This window comes from Streptomyces termitum (assembly GCF_014650175.1).
Taxonomy (GTDB): Bacteria; Actinomycetota; Actinomycetes; order Streptomycetales; family Streptomycetaceae; genus Streptomyces; species Streptomyces termitum.
On sequence record NZ_BMUL01000004.1, the window covers coordinates 481225 to 503011 of the forward strand.

Sequence of the window (21787 nt, forward strand, 5' to 3'; positions counted from 1 at the left end):
GGGCGGGGTCAGGTCACGGGCGCAGCGCCGTGGCCAGCTGCGAGCGGGAGCGCACGTCCAGCTTCTGGTAGATGCGGGTCAGCCGCGCCTCGACCGTCTTCACGCTCAGGAACAGCTTCGCCGCCGCCTCCTGGTTCGAGGCGCCCTGCCCCACCAGCCGGGCCAGCCGCAACTCCGCCTCCGTCAGCGCCGCGAGCGCCGGAGCCGCCTCGTCGACGCCCGGCGCCGCGCCCGGCAGGTCACCGGCCGGCGCCTCGGTGGCCAGTGCCAGCCACGGCGCCGCCCCGGCCCGCTCGAAGACCGTCGCCGCCGTGTGCAGCGCCGCCTGCGCCGCCGACCGCCGCCGCCGCTTGCGCTCCACCCGGGCCAGCGCCATCAGCGCCCGCCCCCGCTCCAGCGGCAGCCCCGCCTCCGCGAACCGCCCGGCCGTCCCGGTCAGCAGCTCCGCCGCCGCGTCCGTCCGCCCCTCCGCCGCCAGGCACAGCCCCCGCACCCGGTCGCAGCCCAGCAGTACCGTCGACCGCCCCAGCCGCTCCGCCACCGGCCGCACCTCGTCCAGCACGGCCCGCGCCTCCTCGACCGCGTCGTGCGCGAGCAGCGCCTCCGCCAACTCCTCGTGCCAGCGCAGCATCGACGGGTCCACCGTCGACTGCGCCCGCTCGTCCGCCTGCACCCGCCGCAGCGTCTCCAGGGCCGCCGCCACGTCGCCGTTGACCAGCTGCACCCGCCCGAGCGCGTAGCGGCTGCGGGACAGGAAGACCCGGTCGCCCTCCTCCTCCGACGCCTGCACGCTGCGCCGCGCGTAGCTCGCCGCCCGGCCCAGGCCGCCCCCGGCGGTCTCGGCGAGCGCGAGCGCGTACCAGGCCGGACCGGGCGAAAGGCCCGCCTCCAGGGTGAGCGCCAGCGACTGCCCCGCGTGCGCGAGGGCCGCCCCGCAGGCCCCGATCCGCGACTCGATCTCCGCGAGGGTGCGGAACAGCTCGATCGCGTCCTCCACCGAACCGCGCCGCTGCACCAGCGGCAGCAGCGCGTTCAGCTCGTCCCGCGCGTCGGACAGCCGGTCGTCGAACAGCGCGTGACGGATCGTCAGGATCTGGGCGGCGTTGTGGATGCCGAGCGGACGCTCCTCCAGCTCCAGGCCGCGCGCCCGTGCCAGGACGGTCTCCGCCTCCGGCGAGCCCAGCGCCCGCTCCATCCGCGCCCGCACGGTCAGCGCCTGCGCCTCGGTCAGCGGGTCGCCCACCGACGCGGCCAGCGCCGCCGACTCCACCGCCGCCTGCCGCGACCGGCCCGGATCCCCGTCCGCCAGCACGTACTTGAGGGCGAGCCGCAGCTGTACGGCGGCCCGCAGCGCGGTCTCCTCCTCCGAATCCTCCATCGCGTGCACGTACATGTCGTCCAGCCCGGTCAGCCCCTGCCCGGCGGTGTCCAGGACCGCGAGCCGGGCCCGCACCCGGTCGGCCGGGGACGCGTCCCGCGCGAGCAGGTCCGTCGCCGCCCGCATCGCCAGGTCCGCCCGCCCCGCCCGCGCCGCCTCCTCGGCCGCGTCGACCAGCCGTGCGATCCGCCGCACCCCGTCCCGGCCCGGCGTCGACTCGGCCGCCAGCAGCGCCAGTTCGGCCGCGAGCGCGCTGTTCCCGCGCCGCCGGGCGGCCTCCGCCGCGCTCGCCACCTCGGCGGCCAGCTCCTCGTCGGGACCGTCCCCGGCCAGCGCCCGGTGCCGTACCGCCTCCACCGGGTCGTCGACGACCTCCGCGAGCGCCGCGTGCCCGGCGCTGCGCTCCGCCCAGCAGGCGTCGTGCACCAGCGTCGACGGCAGCAGCCCGGCGGTGAAGGCGACCGAACCGTCCTCGGCGAGCGACACCAGACCGGCCCGCTCGGCCGCCGCCAGGTCCGCCTCCGCGTTGGGCCGCCCGGCCCGCCGCACCAGCGTCGCCGACGGCCGCAGCGCCAGCGCGGCCAGCAGCAGCGTCGCCCGCACCGGCGGCGGCGCGGCCCCCAGGAGCTGCCGCGCCAGGTCCCGGGCGCGGCCGGAGAGCGTCAGCGCCTCCGCGTGGTGCACGGGGGTGCGGGCGTCCGCGAGCGACCGGCCCACGGCGAGCGCCAGCCGGGGGTTGCCGCCGCTGGCCCGGTGGATGCGGCCGGCCATCCGGGACGGCAGCCGGTGGTGGATGAGGAGTTCGGCGATCTCGTCGGCGTGCAGCGGCGGCACCAGCAGCAGGTCCGCCTCGGACGGCACCCACAGACGGCCGGAACGCCCCGGGGGGACCTCGTGCCCCTCGTGCCCGGCCCCCGCCTCCCCGTACGGCCCTGACTCGGCGGTCTCCCCGTACGGCTCCGGCGTCTCGACGGCCACCACCCGCAGCGACGGCGGGGCGAGGTGGAGCGCGAAGCGCAGCAGGTCCGAGCTGTCCGCGTCGAGGAACTGCGCCCCGTCCACGACCAGCAGGACCGGGCCCCGCTGGGTGAGGGCGCGCAGCACGCGGGCGATGCCGAGGCGGAGCGCGATCGGGTCCCGGTCCTCCTGGACGGGTGCCTCGCGGCAGAGCATGGCGACGGCGGCCCGCTGGGGTTCGGGCAGGTCGTCGAGGAGGCCGGGGGCGAACACCCCGGCGCCGCCCGCGCCCGTGCCCTCGGCCGGGCGGGCCACCCGCGCCGCCACGGAGGCCACCAGGGCGGCCGCCGCGGCGCCGGGTATCGCCCGGTCGGCGGGGAGCGGCGCCAGCCACAGCACGGCCTCGCCGCGCGCCTCGGCCCGGGCGGCGGCGGCCAGCGCGACCTCGGTCTTGCCGACCCCGGCGGGGCCGGTGAGCAGGGCGCGGCCCCGGGCGTGCAGGACCGTTTCGAGGCGGGCGAGGAGCTCCTCGCGGCCCACCGGGGCGGGCGGTCCGGCCGCGCCCGGGGCGCGTGCGGGCAGGGGGCCCTGCGGAACCGTCGTCACCTGGTAGCCACCTCCGCCCGCGGGCCCCGCCCATGAGCCCTGTGGGCAGAGGATACGGAGCCCTGCGTCCCCGTCCAGGCCCCGCGTCCGGCATACGGACACGGGCGCACGCGCGAGACGTTCCCCGGACTCCGGCGGAACTCCCGTGGTATAGACCGGCCGCACGCCGCTGACCAGCGCAGACGTCGGAGCGACGGAGCCGGGAAGGAAGGAGACGGGGTTTCAGGGGGCGGCCGCCGGGCGGCCGGTGCGGCGGATGTCACGACGCACACATCGCGGACGGACAGGGCGCGCGTGCGTCAGGTGCGGAGCGGTCGGCGGGGCGAGGGGCGGGGCAGTGGCGGCGGCGCGGGAGTCGCGGGGCGAGGTGGGGTCGCCGTCGTGGTCCCTGGGCTGGGGGGCCCGTGCGCCGCCACCGGCGCCGACGGCCCGGGTCAAGGCCGTCACCGGAACGGCCCGTCCCGCACCGCGCCCAGGGGGACGCCGCGCAGGAGAAACCGCCGGTGGGCAGGACAGTAGGCAACGGCCGGGTGAACGCGATACGGGGAAAACCCTTGTCCCCCCGCGAGGGACCACGGGGGTCGCCCTAGGGACCGCCCGGACGCCCCGCGAGACCCCGCGCCCCGTCCCGTGCTTCCCCTCGCGGGCCCGGGGCCCGACGCTCACGCGCCCCTCGTACGCCCCTGGGAGCGCCCCCGACCCCGGTACGCGCCCCCGGGCCCCGGAACGTCCCCCGACTCCTGTACGCCTCCGAGGGCGCCGGCGCCTCCACGTCCCGTACGGCCCCGGCGGGCGGCCGCCGGGGCCGTACGGCCGGGCCGGGGCGGCGGGTTCAGCCGAGTTCGAGGGTGGTGACGCCGAAGACGCGGTCGCGGGCGACCGGCCGTACCGGGCCCGTGTACATGCGGGCCGTCTCGAAGGTCGGGGTCAGTCCGCGTTCCTCGGCGAGCCGGCCCGCCTCCGGGTTGGTGTCGGGGACGTCGACGGCGACGGACCGGGCGCCGAACCCGCGGGCCTCCTCCGCCAGCGCGTCGAGGAGGGCCGCCGCGTCGGCCGGGCCGTCCGCGAACAGCGGCCCCACGCGCGCCTCGTCCTGGCAGGGCCGGACCACGCCGTAGCCGGTGACCCGGCCGTCGACGACCCGGGCGAGGGCGCGGTGCCCGGGGGTGGCGAGCCAGGCGGAGAGGAACCGGGGCCGCTCGGCGTGGTGGCAGGCCGTGTCGTACGCGGCGAGGAGCGCCGGATCGACCCGTTCGGCCGGCACGATCCCGGCCGCCGGGGGCCCGGACGCGGGGACCTCGCCGACGTAGCGGGCGGTCCGGTAGGCGGTGGAGAAGCCGGAGCGCCGGTAGTTGTCCTGCTGGGCGGGGACCCCGTCGAGCCCCACCGTCCGCCCGCCCGCGTGGACCAGCCCGGCGCGCCAGGTGGCCAGCCCGAGGCCCCGGCCGCGCAGTTCGGGCCGGACGAGGTAGAAGCCGAGGAAGGCGTACGCGTCGTCGTAGGCGACCACCGACACGGCGGAGACCGGCGTGCCGTCGAGCCGGCCGAGGAAGAAGCCCGCGGGGTCCTGCGCGAAGAAGGCGTCGGCGTCGGACCGGCCGGGGTTCCAGCCCTCCTCGGCGGCCCAGGCGCGGACGAGTTCCCAGTCGTCGCGGGTGGCGGGGGCGACGGTGAGCGAGCCGGGGGAGAGGGAGGTCACGGCGGGTCCTTCCGGTGCCGGTGGGGGAGGGCGGGCCCGCGGGCGCGGGCCGGGCGCCGCCGGAGCCGTACGACCGCGGCGCGCCCGTACGGCGAACCGGGCAAAGCGCCCCACCCTAGCGCCGGGCACCCCGGCCCCGGGACCACCACCGACGCTTTCCGGCCGCCGCGCCGCCCCCGCTCCGCGCGGCGGTCAGGCGATCAGGCGGAGGCGGGTGTCGGCGACGGCGAGGCGGACGGTCTGGCCCCAGGTGAGGTCGAGGGCGTCCGATTCGACGCCGTCGCCGAAGGCGACCAGACGGTCCGACTCGACGGTGAGGCGGAGTCCCTCGGAGGCGGTGAGGAGCCCTTCCACCCGGCTCGTGCCGGTGGCCGGGGACGGCCACGCCTCCCGGACGAACCAGGCCAGCCGGGGTTCGGTGGGCGAGGGCAGGACGAGGGCGCCCGAGCCCTGCCGCCAGAGCGAGCGGAGCCAGCCGGTGGCGCCGGTGCCGGTGCCGGCGAGGACCCCGGAGGACGCCTGCGGCTCCGGCGCGGCACCGGCCCCGCCGCTCCGGTCCGCCCCGCCGTCCGTGCCGAGCGTGTAGCGGGCGGTCTGGTGGCCGGGCGGCCCGACGTAGATCTCGTTCAGGGCGAGGAGCCGCTGCCCGTCGTCGGTGGCCGCCGCGACCATGGTCAGCTCGTCGGCCGAGGCCCCGCCGCCCGCCGCGTACGGCAGCAGCCGCCGGGCGTCGGCCGGGCGGTGCCGGACCAGCACGCCGGGGTTGCGCCCCGGGTCGGCGTCGACGCCGACGACGGGCTGCCCGGTGAGGTACTTGGCCGTGTTGGCGACCAGCCCGTCCTGGCCGACGACCACGACGACGTCCTCGGGGCCGAACAGGAAGCGGTCCAGATCGGCGCGTTCCACCCGGGTCTGCCGCCAGGTCAGGGGGACGGCCCCGGCGACGGCGGCGAGCGCCCGGTGGACGCGCTCGTGCCGCTGCCGGACCTCGTCGGCCGACCGCCCGCGCGCGGCGAGGAAGAAGGCGGCCTGGCCGTGCGTCCCGTGCCGGGCGAGCAGCTCCTCGTACTCCGTCCTGCGGTGGACGAGGACCGCCCGGGGCGCGAGGCTCACGCCCCGCCGCCGGGGCCGCCGCCCAGCTTCGCGAGGAGGCCGGTGAGGACGTCGGGGGAGAGGGTGAGGTGCTCGATCCGGGGCAGCTGCTCGGCGGCCCGGGTGAGGGCGAGGGCGTGCAGGACGGCCGGGTCGGCCGCCGCGTGCGCCTGGAGCCAGGCCGTCTGGGCGCTCGCCCGCGCCTCGCCGACCTCGCGCGCCGCCTCGGCCTCGGCCCGCGCGAGCCGCACCGTGCGGACCGCCTCGGCCTCGGCCCGTACCGCGTCGGCGGCGGCGGACTCCTCGGCCTCGCGGCGCGCGTTGGTGCCGCGCTGCTCGACGAGCCGCTCCTCCTGGCGGGCCAGTTCGATCTTGCTGGCGAGTTCGTTCTCGGCGATGGTCCGCTCGCGTTCGACGGCGACCGCGCGCCGCTCGTAGGTGGCCCGGTCGGCCTCCTGCTGGATCTGCTCGCGGGCGGGGGTGCGCAGCGCGCGTTCGACCTCCGGCTCGGGCCGGATGGCGACGACGCGGACGGCGACCACCTCGATGCCGGTGCCCGGCAGCCGGGGCTCGGCCGCGAGGCCCTCGGTGATCCGCTCCCGCACCGCCGCGACGCCGTCGACCAGGGCCCGCGCGAGCGGGGTGCGGGCGAGCACGTCGAGGGCGTGCTGCTGGGCGGTCTCGGTGAGCAGGGTCGCGATCTGCTCCAGCGGGGTGCCGCGCCAGACGCCGGTGTCGGGGTCGATGGAGAAGTCGAGCCGGGCGGCGGCGGTCTCGGGGTCCCCGATCCGGTACGTGACGGTGGACTGCACGCTCACGTCCTGGAAGTCCGCGGTGCGGGCGTGGAAGGCCATCGTGAGTTCGCGGTCGTCGACCGGCACCTCGGAGAGCGCGGCGCTGAGCGGCCGGAACCAGAAGCTCGCGCCGGTGCCGTCGTGCGCGAGGACTCCGCGCCGGTGGTGGCGGATGTGGGCGGTGGGCGCGGAGCGGAGATGGCGCCAGCCGGCCCGGCGGGTGATGTCGGCCATGAGAAACCCCCTTGTCGTCATCACGACGGTAGAGGGCGTTCCTCTTTTTCGTCAAGTTGACGCTAAGGGGGTTCGGGGTGGACGGCGAACCGCCCGGAAGGGGCTCAGCGAGCGGGCTCGGCCTCCACCAGGGGGCCGAGATCCACCACGGGCCCGAGCCGGGGCGCGGGAACGAGTCCCGGCACGGGATCGAGAAGAGGTACGGGGCCAGGGCCCGCCACGGGATCGGGACGGGACGCGGGAACGAGGTCCGTCAGGGGATCGGGGTGCGGTACGGGGGCGGGGGCGCCGCCCCGCGCGCCGGTGCGGCCCGAGCCCGCCGCCGCGCCACCGGACGGGGCCGCCGGGGAGGACGCCCGTACGGCCGGCCCCGCTTCGGCCCCGGCGGCGGCCCGGCCTGCGGGCACCGCTTCCCCCGCCGGTGCCACGGGCCCGCCCGAGGTCAGCAGGATCACGCCCCGGGCCGCGACCAGCGCCGCCGCGGCGGCGACGGCCCAGCCCCAGGCGCCGGCCCGGAAGGTCTCGCCGAGCAGCGCCACGCCGATGACGGCGGCGGCCGCCGGGTTGGCCAGGTTGACCACCGCGAGCGGCGCGGCGAGCCCGCCCCGGTAGGCGGCCTGCGAGAGCAGCAGCCCGCCCATCGCGAAGGCCGAGATCAGCACCGCCAGCAGCGCGGTCTGCCACCAGGACGGCCCGCCGCCCGGCAGCCCCGTCGCGAGGGCGACGGTCAGGGTCTGGGTGAGGGCCGAGCCGACGCCGGAGGCGATCCCCGAGGCGGTCGCGTGCCCGAGTCCGCCCCTGACCCGGCCCGTCGCGCCCTCGGCGCCCGGCAGCCGGCCCGCCGCCAGGCCCGCGATCAGCAGCGCCGTCAGCGCGGCGACGACCAGCGCCTCGCGCAGGCTCAGCGACTCGCCCGGCGCGGCGGGCCCGGTGACCGCGACGAGGCCGACCAGCCCCGCCAGCGTCCACAGCGCGCCCCGCCACTCGGCGCGGGTCACCCGGCGCCGGGCCGTGTACGCGCCCAGCGGCAGCGCCGCCACCAGGGTCAGCGCGCCGAGCGGCTGCACCAGGGTGAGCGGCCCGTAGTGGAGGGCGGCCACGTGGGCGAGGGCACCGGCGGCGTTCAGGCCGACGGCCGCCCACCACCGCCCGCGCGCGAGCAGCGCCCGCAGCGCGCCCCGCCCCGAGGGGCCGGCGGCGGCGGAGGCGGCGGCGAGCCGGGCCTGGGCGACGGCGGCGAGGGCGTACCCGGCGGCCGAGACGAGGGAGAGGAGCACCGCGAGCACGGTGCCTGCGGCGGCGTTCATCGCGGCACTCCGGCCGGTACGACGTCCCCGGCGGACCGCCGCCGGGGGAGCGCGGGCGGCGCGGCGGACGCGGCGGCCCGGCCCACCGGCGGCGGCACCACCAGCAGGGCGAGGCCCAGCAGCAGGGCCGCGGCCAGCGCGTCGAACCAGTAGTGGTTGGCGGTGCCCACGATCACGAACAGGGTGAGCGCCGGGTGCAGCAGCCACCAGCGGCTCAGCCGCGACCGGCTCGCGGCGATCAGGCCGATCGCCACCATCAGCGCCCAGCCGAAGTGCAGGGACGGCATGGCGGCGAACTGGTTCGCCATCGAGTCCGCCTCGGGCGCGGCGCCGTACACGGACGGGCCGTAGACCCGCGCGGTGTCGACCAGGCCGGCCGCGGCGAGCATCCGGGGCGGGGCGAGCGGCAGCAGGATGTGCAGCGCCAGCGCCGCGCCCGTGAGCAGCGCCAGGACCCGCCGCGACCACAGGTAGTGGGCGGGGCGGCGCCAGTACAGCCAGGCGAGGAAGGCGATCGTGGCCGGGAAGTGCACGGCCGCGTAGTACGTGTTCGCGATCCGGATCAGCGGTTCGCCGCCGTGCAGCAGCAGCTGCTGCACGGCGCCCTCGCCGGGGAGGTGGAGGGCCCGCTCGGCGTCCCACACGCGGTCGGCGTTGTGGAAGGCGCGGGTCTCGTGGCCGTTCGCGAGGAGGCGGCCGAGCTTGTAGACGAGGAAGAGGCCGCCGACGAGCAGCAGCTCGCGCAGGAGCGGCGGTCTCCGGCCCGGCGCGTCGGTCCCGTCCGGGGCGGCCCCCGGACCGGCGGGAGGGGTACCCCGTACCCCGGTTGTCCGGCCGGCCATGACGCGACCTCCGTCCGTTCGTCGACCGATCGGTTCATCGGTCAATCGTTCACATCTGCAACAAACGGAGGAACTCTAGATCCGAATTCATCGAGACGCAACCGTCTCGATACGTTTGCGTCTCGATTGTGCGCCCCCTACTCTCGTCTGTGCACGCAGGTGCACGCACAGAGGTGCGGAGAGTGGAGCGACGGGCCCGTCACGGCAGACCGGTCCGGGGATCTCCGGGAGGAACCGATGTCCACGCAGGCCGCCACCGCCGCCGCCCGCCGCAGCAAGATCACGCCGGAACGCGAGGCGGAGCTCTACGAAGCCGTCCTCCGCCTCCTGCGCGAGGGTGGCTACGACGCGGTGACCATGGAGGGCGTCGCGGCCCGCACCAAGTGCGGCAAGGCCACCCTCTACCGCCAGTGGGGCACCAAACCCGGCCTCGTCACCGCCGCCCTCGCCGCCCGCCGCTGCGCGGTCTTCCGCGGCATCGACACCGGCACCCTCGCCGGCGACCTCCACGAGGCCGCCCGCATGGCCTCCACCCGCCACGCCGGCGACACGGAACTCATGGAGGCCGTCGCCCAGGCGTACCTCCAGCACCCCGATCTGCGCACGGCCCTCCGGGAGACCGTCATCGCCCCCGAGGTCGCCGCCATCGACGCGGTCGTCCAGCGCGCCGTCGACCGGGGCGAGGTCGCCGCCGACAACCCCGCCGTCGCCTTCGTCGCCCCCAGCCTCATGGGCCTGCTCCGCATCGAACGGCTCCTGGAGGACCGCTTCCCCGACGCCTCCGCCACCCGCGCCTTCGTCGACGCCGTCCTCCTGCCCGTCCTGCGCGTCGACGGGTGACACGGCCCGGGGACGCGCACCCTGGAACCATGCCCACCACCCCCGCACCCGCCCCCGACGTCCGGGTCCGCCGCGTCTACGAGCCCCCGTCCCCCGGCGACGGCACCCGGGTCCTCGTCGACCGGCTCTGGCCACGCGGCCTCGCCAAGGCCGACGCCCACATCGACGTCTGGCCCAAGGCCCTCTGCCCCTCCACGGAACTCCGCCACTGGTTCCACGGCCCCGGCCAAGGCGACTACGAGGAGTTCCGCCGCCGCTACGAGGCCGAACTCGCCGCCCCCGAAGCCGCCGAAGCCCTCGACCACCTCCGCACCCTCGCCGAGACCGGCCCCCTCACCCTCCTCACCGCCACCCGCCACCCCGAGACCAGCCACACGACGGTCCTCAGGGAAGAACTGACCGGATGACTCCGGGGGCACCCGGCACCACTTCCCGGCACCACCGCCGGACCCGCCGGGGCCACTCCACCGAGCCACCCGGGGCCACTCCACCGAGCCATCCGGAAAGCACCTCCCAGAGTCCACCGGAGTCACTCCACCGGGCCACTTGGAGCCGCTTCCCAGGGCCGCCAGGAACACCCCCTCCCAGGAGCCTCTGGAGTCACTTCGCGGAGTCAGCCCGGAACCACTTCGCGGAGTCGCCCGGAGTCACGCCCCGAGGCCACCCCCGGGCAGAGCCAACCGGGGCGCCTCGACGCCCGCGTCCGGCGGCGCCGCGCCCTCGTCGGCGCCCCGCTCCACCCGCGCGGCCAGCCCCCCGGCCCACCCGACGAGTCCGCCCACGTCGATCCCGTACGCCTCCCCGCCCCCGGCCGCGTACCCCGCGACCCGGCCGGCCCCGCGCCGCAGCAGCCGGGCGCCGCCCGCCGCGTTCCCCCGGGCGGCGTGCGTGAGCCCCACGGCCAGCTGCGCCAGCCCCTGCCACAGCTCCCGCTCGCCCTCAGGACCCGACTTCCAGGCGTCCTCGAACACCTCGTGCGCGTGGAACGGCATTCCCGCGTCCAGCAGCCGCTGCGCCTCCCGCACCGTCCCCGCCGGCCCCCGCACCACCCCCTCGGGCTGCCGGGGCACCCCCTCCGCCCCGTACGGCAACGGCCGCCCCAACCCGTCCCGGGGCCGAGCACTGCGCGCCCGCCCCTCCGCGTCCCGATCCCGCACCCGCCCCGCTCCCGTATCCATCCCCCCATTCTCCGCCCCACCCGAAACCCCCGGCGCGTGATCTCCACCCCTGGAGTGCGGTAATGTTCTCCTGCACGCCGACGCGGGAGAAACCCCGCCGCCGACGCGCACCGGGACGTGGCGCAGCTTGGTAGCGCACTTGACTGGGGGTCAAGGGGTCGCAGGTTCAAATCCTGTCGTCCCGACTCGTGAGAGTCGCAGATCAGGGGCCGTTTCAGAGCAATCTGAAACGGCCCTTCGGTCGTTCTTGGGGACCGGCTGGGGACCAGCCGCCCTTGGCCGGTCAGCGGGCCGTCGTGAGGGGACCGGGGAGGGGCCGGGGCACGCGGAGGGGGCGGTGTTCTCAGGCGCGCTGTGGCATGACGTGCAGTCCTTCGAGGCGCGCGGTCCCGACCGATCGGAGCGTCTCTTTGAGTTCCGTGGTGCGCGGCAGGGAGTGGCGACGGTCTCCAGAAGCACCTCGGGGGTGGCGAAGTGCCGGTAGACGGTGCCGACTCCGAGCCCGGCGCGGCCGGCGACGTCGTTCAGCTGCAAGGGCGTGCCCTGGTCGACCAGGGAACGGGCGACCGCGACGATCCGGGCGGACGTGTGGGGAGGAGGCTCGCGGTCTCCGGGTGGAGGGCGCGGGCGATCTCGGCCCGGCGGGGGTGCGCGGCGAGGAGGTGTCGTACGGCGTCCAGGTTCATCACGACACCTGGGAGGAGGCCGGTGGGGTGGTGAGGTGGACGGGGAGGGTCTGGTGGCCGTTGCTGATGAGGGAGCCGAGCGGTCGCAGGTCCTGGGTGGGGACGGCGAGTTCGATGGCGGGGAAGCGGTCGAAGAGTCCTCGGAGCGCGGTGGCGGCCTCCAGGCGGGCCAGGGGTGCGCCGAGGCAGAAGTGGATGCCGTGGCCGAAGGCCAGGTGTTCCTTGCTCGCGCGGGTGAGGTCGAAGGTGTCGGGGTCGGTGTGCCAGTTGGGGTGGCGGTTGGCGGCGGCGTAGGAGGCGAGGATCGCCTCGCCCCGGGCGATGACCTGTCCGTCGGGCAGGGGGATGTCGTTCAGGGCGTAGCGCAGCGGCAGGTGGGCGATGGCCGGTTCCATGCGGAGGGTCTCCTCGACGACGTCGCCCCAGCCGGTACGGCCTTCGCGGAGGTGGGCGAGCTGCTCGGGGTGGGTGAGGAGGAGGACGACGGCCTGGTCGATGAGGTTGACGGTGGTCTCGTAACCGGCGCTGATCATGAGCAGGAGGGTGTCGCGCAGTTCGTCGTCGCTCAGGCCCCGCCGGTCCTCGCTCTCCTCGTCGCGGGCGTCGATGAGCAGGGAAGTCAGGTCGTCGCCGGGTGTTTCGCGGCGGGTGGCGACGAGGCCGGTGAGCATGGTCTGCAGCGCCGTGGTGTTGGCGGTGGCCTGCTCGGCGGTGAGGGTGGTGTCGAAGACGCCGTCGACGACGGTGCGGAACGCGTCGCGCTGGTCGGCGGGGACGCCCATGAGGTGGCCGATGACGGCGATGGGCAGCGGGTAGGCGAAGTGCTCGCGCAGGTCGACGCGCTCGCCGGCGGGCAGCGTGCCGAGCCGGTCGAGGAGGGCGTGGACGGTGGTGTCGACGAAACCGGCGAGGGCCTGGACGCGGCGGGCGGAGAAGGCCGGCGCGATCATGCGGCGCAGCCGGGCGTGGTCGGCGCCGTACGCGGTGAACATGTTGTTCACCGCCACCCACAGGGCCAGCGGCCAGGTCCGTACGACCTCCTGGTACGCCGGCCAGTGGGTGCGGGCGTCCTTGGAGACGTCGCTGCTGGTCAGAAGCCGCTTGAGGAGCTTGGGGTCGGAGACGGACCAGGCGGTCACGCCCAGGACGTCGACGCGGACGGCCGCGCCGTGGGAGCGCAGCAGGGCGTGCTCGGCGTGCCGGGCGGCTCCGGTGGGGTCCAGGACGATGGGCTGGGACGGGACGGTGTTCACGCGGTGGCTCCTTCGGTGTGTTCCGGGGCGGGGAAGAGGCGGCCGTCGACCTCGACGGGGGAGGGCGGGCGGGAGAAGCAGTGGTTCGCCAGCGGCGGGTCGCGGGCCAGGACGTGGTCGAACCGGTTGACCGTCACGCCGTAGGGCACGCGCTGCTTCTCCAGGAGGCCGAGGACGGGGTGCGAGGTGTCCAGGTCGCGGGTGTCGACCAGGACCAGGGCACCGAGCGTGCCGTGCAGGACGGTGCGGGCGATCGGCTCCATGAGCCTGGTCTGCCCCGGCAGACCGAACAGGTAGAGCATCAGCCCCTGATTGGCCGAGATCCGCCCGAAGCTGATGCCGACGGTGGTGGTCGTCCCGCCGTTCGTCGCCGAGCCGCGCGGCGGCGGCTTGAAGCACCGGCCGGTGCCGGATTCGCTCGCCACGGTGTGCGCGTACGGGACCACCACGGCCTGGTGGTCCCGTACTGCTCGACGGGGAGTTCGCGGTCACGATCGCCACCGCCCACGTCTTCCTGAAGCGGGGCACCCGGTGAAGCCCCGGGTACGCGGCTACCGGCCGGCCCGGCTCTTCGCCCGGTGGTTCGTCCCCTGGCGGTACCGGGGCGACGTCGTCCTTCCCGGGAAGTTCGGCCGCGCGGGGCGGCGCCGTTTCCCGAAGGGGTGCATGCCGGGATCGGTCCCGACCGGGCCCGGGCCATTGCCACCGAGGCGGCGGCCGAGGCCACCTTGCCGGTCTCATCGACCAGGAGGCGCCATGGTCACCGTCACCGCCACCGACGCTTTCACCGGCCTCGTCGGCGGCATCGTCCCCCCTTTTCCCGTGGCAGCAGCACCGCCGCATGATCACCGGCGTGCACGGGCACTGCCCGGACGGGGCCCACGCCCTCGCCGACGACTGGGCGCACGCTGACGACTGGGCGCACGCCGACGGGGGTGCCGTCGAGCGGCGTCCGGCGCGGGGCTTCGGGCCGTGGCCGGGGTCGGCCCGCTCGGGCAAGTCGGCAGAAGAACCTGGCAGATCATCGCCTTGCACGGAAGAAGCTTCGCTTTCCCAGCGCTGCCCCCGTAGCTTCCCACGGGAGGAACGTCTGCAGATCCGCAAAGGCATCATCTTCGGCGTACCGTGCAGTCTCTTCGTGGATCACACTCAAAAATTAGCTTGTGCACGTTCGCATTTTTCCCATCTGCACGGGCGAACGGCCAGGGACGGCAAGGCTCCACTTGCATCGGGAGGATCTCGGCATGTGGAAGAGCCTCAAGCCTTCCGACCTCACCTCTAGAGGTCGACTCGGATCGGCTCGATCCAGATCGACCGAATGTGATCAGAATCGATCTAGAGATTCGCGTCATCTAATCAAGAGATGGTGAATCAGGGATCTGATTCGAGCGGAAATGGAGGCTTGCATAGGACACTATTTCCCGCGGCGGGATCTTTAAAGGGAGTGTCGCAAACGCCTGTGGGTAGCGATATCGTAGGACCGTCGGCACGCGGCTCGATTTATGCCGTGCTGCGTGCCGGCAGCCCCGGGGTCCAGCCCGGGGCCGCCGGTATCGCCACTCGATCCTCATAGGAGAGGAAATAAGTGACTGGTGAAATCAGCCGGGTGCCTGACAGGGTCCGCCCGGCCGACCCCTCCCGATTATCCCTGCCGAGCGTCCGGGCGAAACCTTTAAGACGCTTCTGGATCCGCGTGTATGCGGCAGTCCGCCGGTCGTCATCAGCCTGGCGGTCGTTGTCGTCGTCATCGTGGTGGTCCGCCCGCCCTCCCTCCCCGGAACTGTGGCCCCTGGTCGCGCCGGGGCTGCTGCCGCTGGCCCTGACGGCACGCCGCAGCATGCTGCGCCTCGCGCGTACTCGCCGGATCTGAAGATCCGCTCCGGGTGGGGCCCTTCTGGGCCCCACCCGGCCTTGGCAGCCCGAGTCCCGGCCCGCCGGGCGACCCGCGGGCCGGGCGGCGAAGGGAGACACCGATGGCACAGCCATCACCGACCGTCCGGTGCGAGCAGTGCCGGGGTCCTATCAAGCAGCCCAAGACCGGGCGCCCCAAGCTGTATTGCAAGCCCCGGTGCCGCCGCGAGGCGCAGCGAGATCGAGATCGAGACCGGGCCCGGCGCGATCCCGACGGACTTCGTAAGGCGTGGGGGCCGGTTACCGACGACCTGCTGGATCGTGCGATCCAGTTACGTTCGGGGCGGCAGAAGCCGCTGGAAGACGTCCTGCGTCTGGCCGACGCCGCGGCGAGCGACATCGAGGCGCTGGTTGCCGTGGCGGTCAACAACGCGCGCCGACAGGAAGAGAGTTGGGAGGAGATCGGCCGTTCCGCCGGCATGAGCGCGGCCTCGGCCAGGGCCAGGTGGGGCGGGAATCGGGTGCGGCGACTGCTGCGGGCCCGGAAGGCCGCCAGGGGCTTCCCTCCGGAATCTCGCTGCCCTTCCGTCCCGGCGGGTTCCGATCCGCACGACGCGCAGGGCGATCCCGGCGATGTTGTTCGAGGGGCGAAGGGCGGGAAACGGTGAGCCGGTCCCGCACATCGCTGTGGCTCGCATACGAAGCCATGTGCGAATCGAATCAGCACTGGTACGTGCGCTACGCCGAAACCTGGACGGCTGACCGCTCCGAGGCCAGACGTTGCGTACAGGCTGCGCTCGACGCCGTGGAGCCACAGTGGACCACCGCTCTCGGCACGGTGTCACCAGCGGCATGGGTGTGGAGAGGACTTCGCGCCAAGGCCGAACAGCACCCCGCGGCGAAAGGAAGCTCCGCGGGGCGGATCCACTCGCTTCTGCCCAGCGACCAGGCCGACATCCTCCTGCTCCACCACGAGCTTCACCTTCCCCTGGCGGGTGCCGCCCGCCTGATGGGGCTGGCGGGGCCCGAAGCCCTGGCCCTTCTTCGGGGCGCGGAACGCCGGCTGGCTGACGGCGGAAACTGACACGCACCTGGCGCGCACCTCTCCTAGCAGGTGCGCGCCGGGTGTGCACGGGATATACACCCTCGCGGGTAGAACACCGTTACACCCCTCCGAGCGGCTAGCCGCCCCCACTTCCCCCCTCCTACGATGAGCCCTTACAGCTCGAAGGAGTTGGCTCGCGTCGGGGTAGGGAACACATATGGCATACGGGGAGAAACCCCAAACTCGCACCATCGACAGCAGTTACGCCAGCGCGGCGCGCATGTACGACTGGTTACTCGGCGGAACAGAGAACTACCAGGTCGACCGTGAAGCCTGTGGCGAGCTGCTGAGGATCGCACCGAGCACACAGCAACTCGCCCGGAACAACCGGGCTTTCCTGCGGCGCGTCGTCAGGTACCTCGTGCAGGAACGGGGCATCACCCAGTTCCTCGACCACGGCAGCGGCCTGCCGACGCAGGACAACGTGCATGAAGTCGCCCAGCGTTTCGACCGCGACGCCAAGGTGGTGTACGTCGACAACGACCCGATGGTCCTCGCGCACGCCAAGACGTACCTGAACGACAACAGCAACACTCATGTTCTGGACATCGACTTCCGGGAAACGGAAGCCATTCACAGGGCGACCAGCGGTTTCCTCGACTGGACCAAGCCGATCGCGGCCCTGTTCGTCTCCGTGCTGCACTGCATTCCGGACAGCCCCGACGAGACGGACCCCGCTGCGGTGATAAGAGAGGTGGCCGGCCGGCTGGCTCCGGGCAGCTGCATGGTGATCTGCCAGCTCGTGAGCGACGACCCCGTGGTACGGAACGAGGTCACTCGCCTCATGGATGAGGCGACCGCGGGGCACTGGGGCCGCGTCCGCGAACGCGACGAGGTGGCGCGCTACTTCGACGGTCTGGAGACCATAGAGCCTCCCGGTCTCGTCGACGTGATCGACTGGATGCCCGACTCCTCCCCTCCGCCGCTGGAGCGCCGCGCGAAGGACTGGGTCGAGTGGGGCGGTGTCGGCGTCATTCCCGGGCCCCGGTGACTTCTCGCGGGGCGGCCGAAGTGAGCACCGCTACTCCGGGCGCCCCGCAGGAACCAGCTTCTCCCAGTGGGAAAGGGCCGCCTCCAGCGCCTCAAGGTTGCGGTCGGTCTCCGACGCGCCTCCCCTGTCGTCTTCGTAGGCGGCGTCCCGAAGCCTCACGAACATCTTCCGGGTGCGGTCGAGCTGGCTTCTGTTGGTGATGTAGTGCGCGCCGTCCGCATGCTCGGCGTACGCCAGCTCCTTGTGCTCGCCGTCGTCGAACTTCATGTGGAAGATGGACGTGGGCGGGGCGATGTACTCCATGGGCAAGACCCACACATTGACCTTGGGACGGCCCCTCAGCCGGATGAGGTGACGGATCTGTTCGGCCATCGCGGCCGGGTCGCAGTACTGGGTGTAGAGGGCGGACTCGTGGATCAGGGCCACGAAGCCGGGCGGAGCGGACTGGAGGATCTCCTGGCGCTGTATCCGCTGCTGCACGACCCGGTCGATGTCGCCGTCCGAGAGGTCGATCTCTATCAGACGGGTCACCGCGCGGGCGTAGTCCTCGGTTTGCAGGAGCCCCGGCATCACCCGGTGCTCGTAGACCGTGATCCAGCTCGCGGTCCGTTCCAGCCGGATGAGGCGCTTGAGGTAGTGGGGGGTGACGTCCGCGAACCTGGCGTGCAGGTCCTCGTTCGAGGTCTGCTGGTACAACTGGTCCAGGTGCACCTGCTCGGCGCGTGAGACGTTGTAGAAACGCGCCAGGTCGACCAGGTCCCGGTACTTGACGGGGCTTTCCCCCCTCTCCAGCCGGCTGACCTTCGACGTCGACCCGCGGATCACCCGTGCCGCCTCGGCCAGGGTGTACCCCCGCCTCACCCTGTGGTCGCGAAGCTCTTCCCCGAGCATCCTGCCGCTGAGGTGGTCACCGCCGGCCTGCAGCGGGAAGACAGAAGCGTCACTGCCGAACGGCTGCTGACGGGCGGCGGGCATACGATCTCCGTGCATTGAGGCGTCACTTGACCGCCAGAATGCCTGGAGTACGCCCGCCACCACAAATTATGGCCAACGCCTTACGCGACGTTCACTTCGTCACGTAAGAGTGTCGAACTCCTCCGCCTTGGCGGCCGAAAGGAAGGCGGTCCACTCCTGGGGGGTGAAGACGAGCGCGGGCCCCGAGGGGAATCGGGAGTTCCGCATGGCGACTTCGCCCTTGCCCAGTGCGGCCACCTCGACGCACTCCCCTTTACCGGTACTCGCGCTCGCCTTCCGCCAGCGGGCGCCCTTGATCTCGTCGGCACGCACGCCGTTCTCGAAAGTCACCTGAAAGATCCCTTTCCTCTAGGGCTTCCGCCCTCAAGCTTCACGGGAACGATTCCCATAGGGGAACCCCTCTCGTCTCGCATGCAAGCTTAGGATCTCCCTCGTGCTGAGGCATCTCCCCGAAAGGGTGCAGTTCGAGTGCAATATTCGAACAATATGATTATCGACTTTCTTGGACTTCGAGATCGGCGGCTCTCTTGATGAGTTCTGTGCGGCCAAGTTCGGGACGCGGCCTTCATTCAACTCATGCGCGCCGGGCTCTTGGAACCTGGTCGACGAGGGCCGCCGCGCCGTCTGGAATGCCGCCTGCGCCCGGTTCGGTCGGTGCGTCGACCACGGCGGGGGCGATCCGGTCGCACGGCCCGCCGCGAAGGAACCCCTGGCGGTGGACGAGGCGCAGGTCCTCACCGCGGCCCTCGGCTCGCGCGACCGGCCGATACGGAAGCCGCCCAAGTGCTGCGGCACCGACGGCTGCACGGGCGAACCCGGTCCCGGCAGAGTCGATCACCGGCTCGACGCCGCCGCCCCGCCCGGCGTCGCCCGCGGCTCCGGGGCCGGCGCGTCACCGGCGGGCCCCGGTGCTGGACGACGGGGGGCGGCGTGAAGTGCGCCGAGGCCGACTCCGTGTGGTGGGGAGTCGGCCGGGCGCTCGCTCAGCGCAGTTTGTTCACGGCCGTGGTGACCGTGCTCTTGAAGGCGGCGACCGGGGGCGTGCCCCAGTTGCTCTCCCACGTCACCAGCGTCACGGTGTCGCCGTCGCGCCCCACCGCGATCAACTGGTTCTGGTAGCCCCAGCCGCCCTGGTACCCGATGCCGTAGACGTGGGCCCCCTCCTCCACGGCCACCGTGCCGTGGTCGGTGAAGGCGACGGGGACGCCCGGGTACTGCTGTTCACGGCGGGCCGCGCAGCCGGCCACCGCCTGCTCCGCCCGGGCGGCGAACTGCGCCGCCTCGGCCTCGGACGGCAGGACCACCGACACCTGGGCGCCGGCGGCGGTCTCCGGGGTGGAGTACTCGGCCTTCCACATGTCCTGCGCGGGGAACGCCAGGGTGTCCATGCACAGGGGCTCGTAGAAGCCCTCGGAGGGGAAAGAGGACCAGTGCCAGGCGGAGAACGGGTCCGGCGGCATCTCCGACGGGTCCAGGAACCCCGGCATGGTCGCCGCCGAGGCGGGCCATGCCCCTCCGAGTACGGAGGCGAGCAGCGCGGCTCCCACCACGGCCTTTCGCCACATCGCGCGTTCACGTGCCATCGCGTTCGATCCCCCCTGAGTACGGGCGCCCCGCCGGTCGGAGGCCGCCCGGCGAGCGTCTGCCGACGCGTCCGGCCCGGGCAACCCGTCCGTCAGTGAATGTCCGATTCCTGGCGGAATTTATGCCGGAATCCACAGATGCCGGGGCAAGTCCGGCGGGCCTTCACCTTGAGTTCGGTGGCGACGGTCGTGCCGTCGGGTGTCGCCGGGTGACGTCGGGGGTGGGCTGGTCGGCGGGATGCGCGGGTGGGTTCGGCCGGGGCGGGTTTCCGGTCAGTTCTCGGCGGGTGCCGGAGCGCGGGCCGCGGTGCGGGCGAGGAGGAGGGCGGCGAGGGTCAGTGCGCCGAGGGCGCCCGCCGTACCGGCGAATCCGCCGAGGGCCAGGCCCGTACCGCCCAGCCCGGCGCCGAGGAAGACGCCGAAGCTCATTCCGGCGGCGTTGACGCTCAGGGCCGTGCCGCGCAGGGAGCCGCAGCGCCGTACCAGCGAGGTGGTGACGCAGGCTGCGGCCGTCGCGTGGCCGGCGCCCACCAGGGCGGTGAGGGGCAGGGCCAGCCACAGGGTGGGGGCGAGGAAGACGCCGACCAGCGAGGCCAGTGCCACGGCCAGCCCGCACGCCATCAGGCGTTCCGCCGACACCGTGGTCCCGCCGGAGCCGAGCAGCCTTCCGGCGAGCAGGTTGCCGAGGAAGAAGGCGGCGCCGCTGAGCGTCCACACGAGCGCGAACGGCTCGGGGGCGAGCCCGAACCGCTCGTCGTAGAAGGCGGCGAGGTAGGCGAGGTACCCCATGAACGCGGCCGTGCGCAGCAGGGCGACGAGGAGGAGCGGCACCACGCCCGGCAGGGCGCCGAGCAGCCGGAAGGACTCCAGGTAGCCGGGCCGTTCCGGCTGCTCGGCGGCCCCGGGTCCGGCCCTTCGGCGTCCGCGCAGGAGGAAGTACAGGGCGAGGAGGGCACAGAGCGCGGCGACGGCCCACAGGTCGCCCCGCCAGCCCCACACCAGGGCGGGCAGGGCCACGAGCGGCGCGGCGAGCAGCGCGGCCAGCGACTGGGTGGCGGTGACGAGGGTGGCGGCGCGGCCCGCCGCGGCGTCGTCGGCGAACCGGTCCGCCGCGGCGGCGGTCAGCGCGGGGTTGAGCACGGCCGTGCCGGCGCCGACCAGCAGGCAGAACGCGGCCAGCAGCAGGAGTTCGCCGCTCGCGCCGAGCGCCGCCGACACCGCGAGCACCGCGAGGCCGCCCGCGGCCGCCCGCTCCCGGCGCACCCGGTCGACCAGCGGCGCGAGGGCGGTGCCCACCACGAGGGCGGCCAGGCCGCCGAGCCCGCGCAGCTGGCCCAGGGCCGCGACACCGCCGCCGGACGCCTCGGCGAGCGGCACGAGGAAGGTGCTGTAGACGGTGAAGGGCACCAGACCCACGGCGGAGGCCAGCATGAAGGGCCACAGGACCCGGACCATCGCCAGGTCGCCGGGGACGGCGGCGGTCCCGGACGACGTGCCGGGGCCCGTGCCGCTCGCGCTCTTCGGCCGCCGCCCGCCCGTCCGCGCGGTCGGCCCCGGCCCGCCGGTCCCGCCGCTCATGCCCGCTCCGCCCGGTACCGGTACAGCGTGGTGGCGTCGGCGCTGAACTGCGAGAAGGGGAAGGGTTCGGCGGACAGTGCGGTCACGCCGGAGCCCAGGAAGGCGCGCGCGACGGCGCTGCCGGTCTGGGCGTACACCACCAGCGGGAGTCCCCGCTCGCGGCAGTGTCCGACGATCCGGTCGAAGCTTCCGTTCACGAGGGTCATGCCGGTGGCGACGACCGCGTCGGCCCCGGCCAGCACCCGGTCCATGTCGTCGGTGACGGGGTCGCCCCAGCGGGTGGCGCGCAGGTTGAAGTCGCACGGCAGCGGGACGCCGCCGCGCTCGCGTATCGCGGCCACCAGCGGGTCGACGACGCCGATCAAGGCGACCTTGGCCCCCGGCGCGACGTCGAGGAGACCGGCGACGGCCGCGTCCCTCGCCCCGGCCCGCAGCTCCGGCGGGCCGGCCGGCAGGGTGACGGCCTCGGCGTCCTCCGCGTCACGGTGGGGGAGCACACGGCCGAGGTAGGCGTCGAGCGCGGCGACGCGCACCGGCGCGCACGCGTGGCGGATCAGGGCGTCCAGGGCGCGTCCGGAGGCGTCGGCGCAGAAGTCCGGGGCGATCTCGCCCGCCTCGAAGGAGCAGGCGCCGAAGGAGTCCCCGGAGCGCAGCAGCACGTACTGGTTGCGATAGGTGGTCCGGCCGCCGGGCAGGCGGGTGGTGTGGTGGATCCAGAAGGCGCTGGTGACGGTCAGTTCGCCGGGGGGCGGCCCGAAGACCCCTGCCAGGACGGCCTGTTGGAGTTCCGGCAGGGACCGCGGTGGTGCGGGAGGCATGGGTGCTCTCCTTTTCTGGT

General features: G+C 74.3%; 20 protein-coding genes and 1 tRNA gene. 7 read left to right on the forward strand and 14 right to left on the reverse strand.

The window, feature by feature from the left end; all coding sequences use genetic code 11:
• Positions 1 to 13: 13 nt before the first annotated feature.
• From IE219_RS10730 to IE219_RS10755, 6 genes are all read right to left on the reverse strand, one after another.
• On the reverse strand, positions 14 to 2941 hold the full coding sequence (locus IE219_RS10730) for a LuxR family transcriptional regulator (protein ID WP_229849698.1): 2928 nt from the start codon (positions 2939 to 2941) through the stop codon (positions 14 to 16).
• 832 nt (positions 2942 to 3773) lie between these two features.
• The gene (locus IE219_RS10735) at positions 3774 to 4640 is read right to left on the reverse strand and encodes a GNAT family N-acetyltransferase (protein WP_189976359.1); all 867 of its coding nucleotides are present in this window, start codon (positions 4638 to 4640) and stop codon (positions 3774 to 3776) included.
• Positions 4641 to 4832: 192 nt separating this feature from the next.
• Positions 4833 to 5753 carry a hypothetical protein gene (locus IE219_RS10740; RefSeq protein ID WP_189976360.1) on the reverse strand — a complete coding sequence of 307 codons (921 nt, stop codon included), beginning with the start codon at positions 5751 to 5753 and terminating at the stop codon, positions 4833 to 4835.
• The gene (locus tag IE219_RS10745; RefSeq protein ID WP_189976361.1) at positions 5750 to 6760 is read right to left on the reverse strand and encodes an SPFH domain-containing protein; all 1011 of its coding nucleotides are present in this window, start codon (positions 6758 to 6760) and stop codon (positions 5750 to 5752) included. The genes IE219_RS10740 and IE219_RS10745 overlap by 4 nt, the downstream gene beginning before the upstream one ends.
• A gap of 104 nt (positions 6761 to 6864) precedes the next feature.
• The gene (locus IE219_RS10750) at positions 6865 to 8067 is read right to left on the reverse strand and encodes a DMT family transporter (RefSeq protein WP_189976362.1); all 1203 of its coding nucleotides are present in this window, start codon (positions 8065 to 8067) and stop codon (positions 6865 to 6867) included.
• Complete coding sequence (locus IE219_RS10755; protein ID WP_189976363.1) at positions 8064 to 8909, reverse strand: phosphatase PAP2 family protein; 846 nt, start codon at positions 8907 to 8909, stop codon at positions 8064 to 8066. Before IE219_RS10755 ends, IE219_RS10750 begins: the two co-directional genes overlap by 4 nt.
• A 237-nt stretch (positions 8910 to 9146) precedes the next feature.
• Between IE219_RS10755 and IE219_RS10760 the strand changes: the two genes are divergently transcribed.
• Positions 9147 to 9749 carry a TetR/AcrR family transcriptional regulator gene (locus IE219_RS10760; protein ID WP_189976364.1) on the forward strand — a complete coding sequence of 201 codons (603 nt, stop codon included), beginning with the start codon at positions 9147 to 9149 and terminating at the stop codon, positions 9747 to 9749.
• Positions 9750 to 9778: 29 nt separating this feature from the next.
• Entirely contained in the window at positions 9779 to 10156 is a 378-nt protein-coding gene (locus IE219_RS10765; protein ID WP_189976365.1) for a DUF488 domain-containing protein, read from the forward strand.
• A 240-nt stretch (positions 10157 to 10396) separates the two neighbouring features.
• Here IE219_RS10765 and IE219_RS10770 read toward each other — a convergent pair whose 3' ends face one another.
• The gene (locus IE219_RS10770) at positions 10397 to 10927 is read right to left on the reverse strand and encodes a DUF309 domain-containing protein (RefSeq protein ID WP_189976366.1); all 531 of its coding nucleotides are present in this window, start codon (positions 10925 to 10927) and stop codon (positions 10397 to 10399) included.
• A gap of 111 nt (positions 10928 to 11038) precedes the next feature.
• Here IE219_RS10770 and IE219_RS10775 point away from each other — a divergent pair.
• A tRNA-Pro gene (locus IE219_RS10775) sits at positions 11039 to 11112 on the forward strand.
• Positions 11113 to 11612: 500 nt separating this feature from the next.
• Here the strand turns inward: IE219_RS10775 and IE219_RS10785 are convergent.
• Entirely contained in the window at positions 11613 to 12866 is a 1254-nt protein-coding gene (locus tag IE219_RS10785; protein ID WP_189976367.1) for a cytochrome P450 family protein, read from the reverse strand.
• Positions 12863 to 13291, reverse strand: a complete 429-nt coding sequence (locus IE219_RS10790) for a hypothetical protein (RefSeq protein WP_189976368.1) — start codon at positions 13289 to 13291, stop codon at positions 12863 to 12865. The genes IE219_RS10785 and IE219_RS10790 overlap by 4 nt, the downstream gene beginning before the upstream one ends.
• 1548 nt (positions 13292 to 14839) lie before the next feature.
• Between IE219_RS10790 and IE219_RS10795 the strand changes: the two genes are divergently transcribed.
• The 3 genes from IE219_RS10795 to IE219_RS10805 all read left to right on the forward strand — a co-directional run bounded on the left by IE219_RS10795 (position 14840) and on the right by IE219_RS10805 (position 16813).
• Positions 14840 to 15385 carry a hypothetical protein gene (locus IE219_RS10795; RefSeq protein ID WP_189976369.1) on the forward strand — a complete coding sequence of 182 codons (546 nt, stop codon included), beginning with the start codon at positions 14840 to 14842 and terminating at the stop codon, positions 15383 to 15385.
• Positions 15382 to 15801: a hypothetical protein gene (locus tag IE219_RS10800; RefSeq protein WP_189976370.1), complete on the forward strand. Its 420-nt coding sequence runs from the start codon at positions 15382 to 15384 to the stop codon at positions 15799 to 15801. Before IE219_RS10795 ends, IE219_RS10800 begins: the two co-directional genes overlap by 4 nt.
• Before the next feature lie 178 nt (positions 15802 to 15979).
• Positions 15980 to 16813, forward strand: a complete 834-nt coding sequence (locus IE219_RS10805) for an SAM-dependent methyltransferase (protein ID WP_189976371.1) — start codon at positions 15980 to 15982, stop codon at positions 16811 to 16813.
• 30 nt (positions 16814 to 16843) lie between these two features.
• Here IE219_RS10805 and IE219_RS10810 read toward each other — a convergent pair whose 3' ends face one another.
• Both IE219_RS10810 and IE219_RS10815 read right to left on the reverse strand, forming a co-directional pair.
• Positions 16844 to 17788, reverse strand: a complete 945-nt coding sequence (locus tag IE219_RS10810) for a helix-turn-helix domain-containing protein (RefSeq protein WP_189976372.1) — start codon at positions 17786 to 17788, stop codon at positions 16844 to 16846.
• Positions 17789 to 17887: 99 nt separating this feature from the next.
• The gene (locus IE219_RS10815; RefSeq protein ID WP_189976373.1) at positions 17888 to 18118 is read right to left on the reverse strand and encodes a DUF397 domain-containing protein; all 231 of its coding nucleotides are present in this window, start codon (positions 18116 to 18118) and stop codon (positions 17888 to 17890) included.
• A 172-nt stretch (positions 18119 to 18290) separates the two neighbouring features.
• On the opposite strand from IE219_RS10815, the gene IE219_RS10820 reads away from it, so the two are divergent.
• A complete protein-coding gene (locus IE219_RS10820) occupies positions 18291 to 18722 on the forward strand; it encodes a hypothetical protein (RefSeq protein WP_189976374.1) in 432 nt (143 codons plus the stop codon).
• A 49-nt stretch (positions 18723 to 18771) separates the two neighbouring features.
• Here IE219_RS10820 and IE219_RS10825 read toward each other — a convergent pair whose 3' ends face one another.
• The 3 genes from IE219_RS10825 to IE219_RS10835 form a co-directional block, all read right to left on the reverse strand.
• Positions 18772 to 19371: a hypothetical protein gene (locus IE219_RS10825; RefSeq protein WP_189976375.1), complete on the reverse strand. Its 600-nt coding sequence runs from the start codon at positions 19369 to 19371 to the stop codon at positions 18772 to 18774.
• A gap of 273 nt (positions 19372 to 19644) precedes the next feature.
• The gene (locus IE219_RS10830) at positions 19645 to 20949 is read right to left on the reverse strand and encodes an MFS transporter (RefSeq protein ID WP_229849699.1); all 1305 of its coding nucleotides are present in this window, start codon (positions 20947 to 20949) and stop codon (positions 19645 to 19647) included.
• Complete coding sequence (locus IE219_RS10835; protein WP_189976376.1) at positions 20946 to 21767, reverse strand: Rossmann-like domain-containing protein; 822 nt, start codon at positions 21765 to 21767, stop codon at positions 20946 to 20948. The genes IE219_RS10830 and IE219_RS10835 overlap by 4 nt, the downstream gene beginning before the upstream one ends.
• Positions 21768 to 21787: the final 20 nt, after the last annotated feature.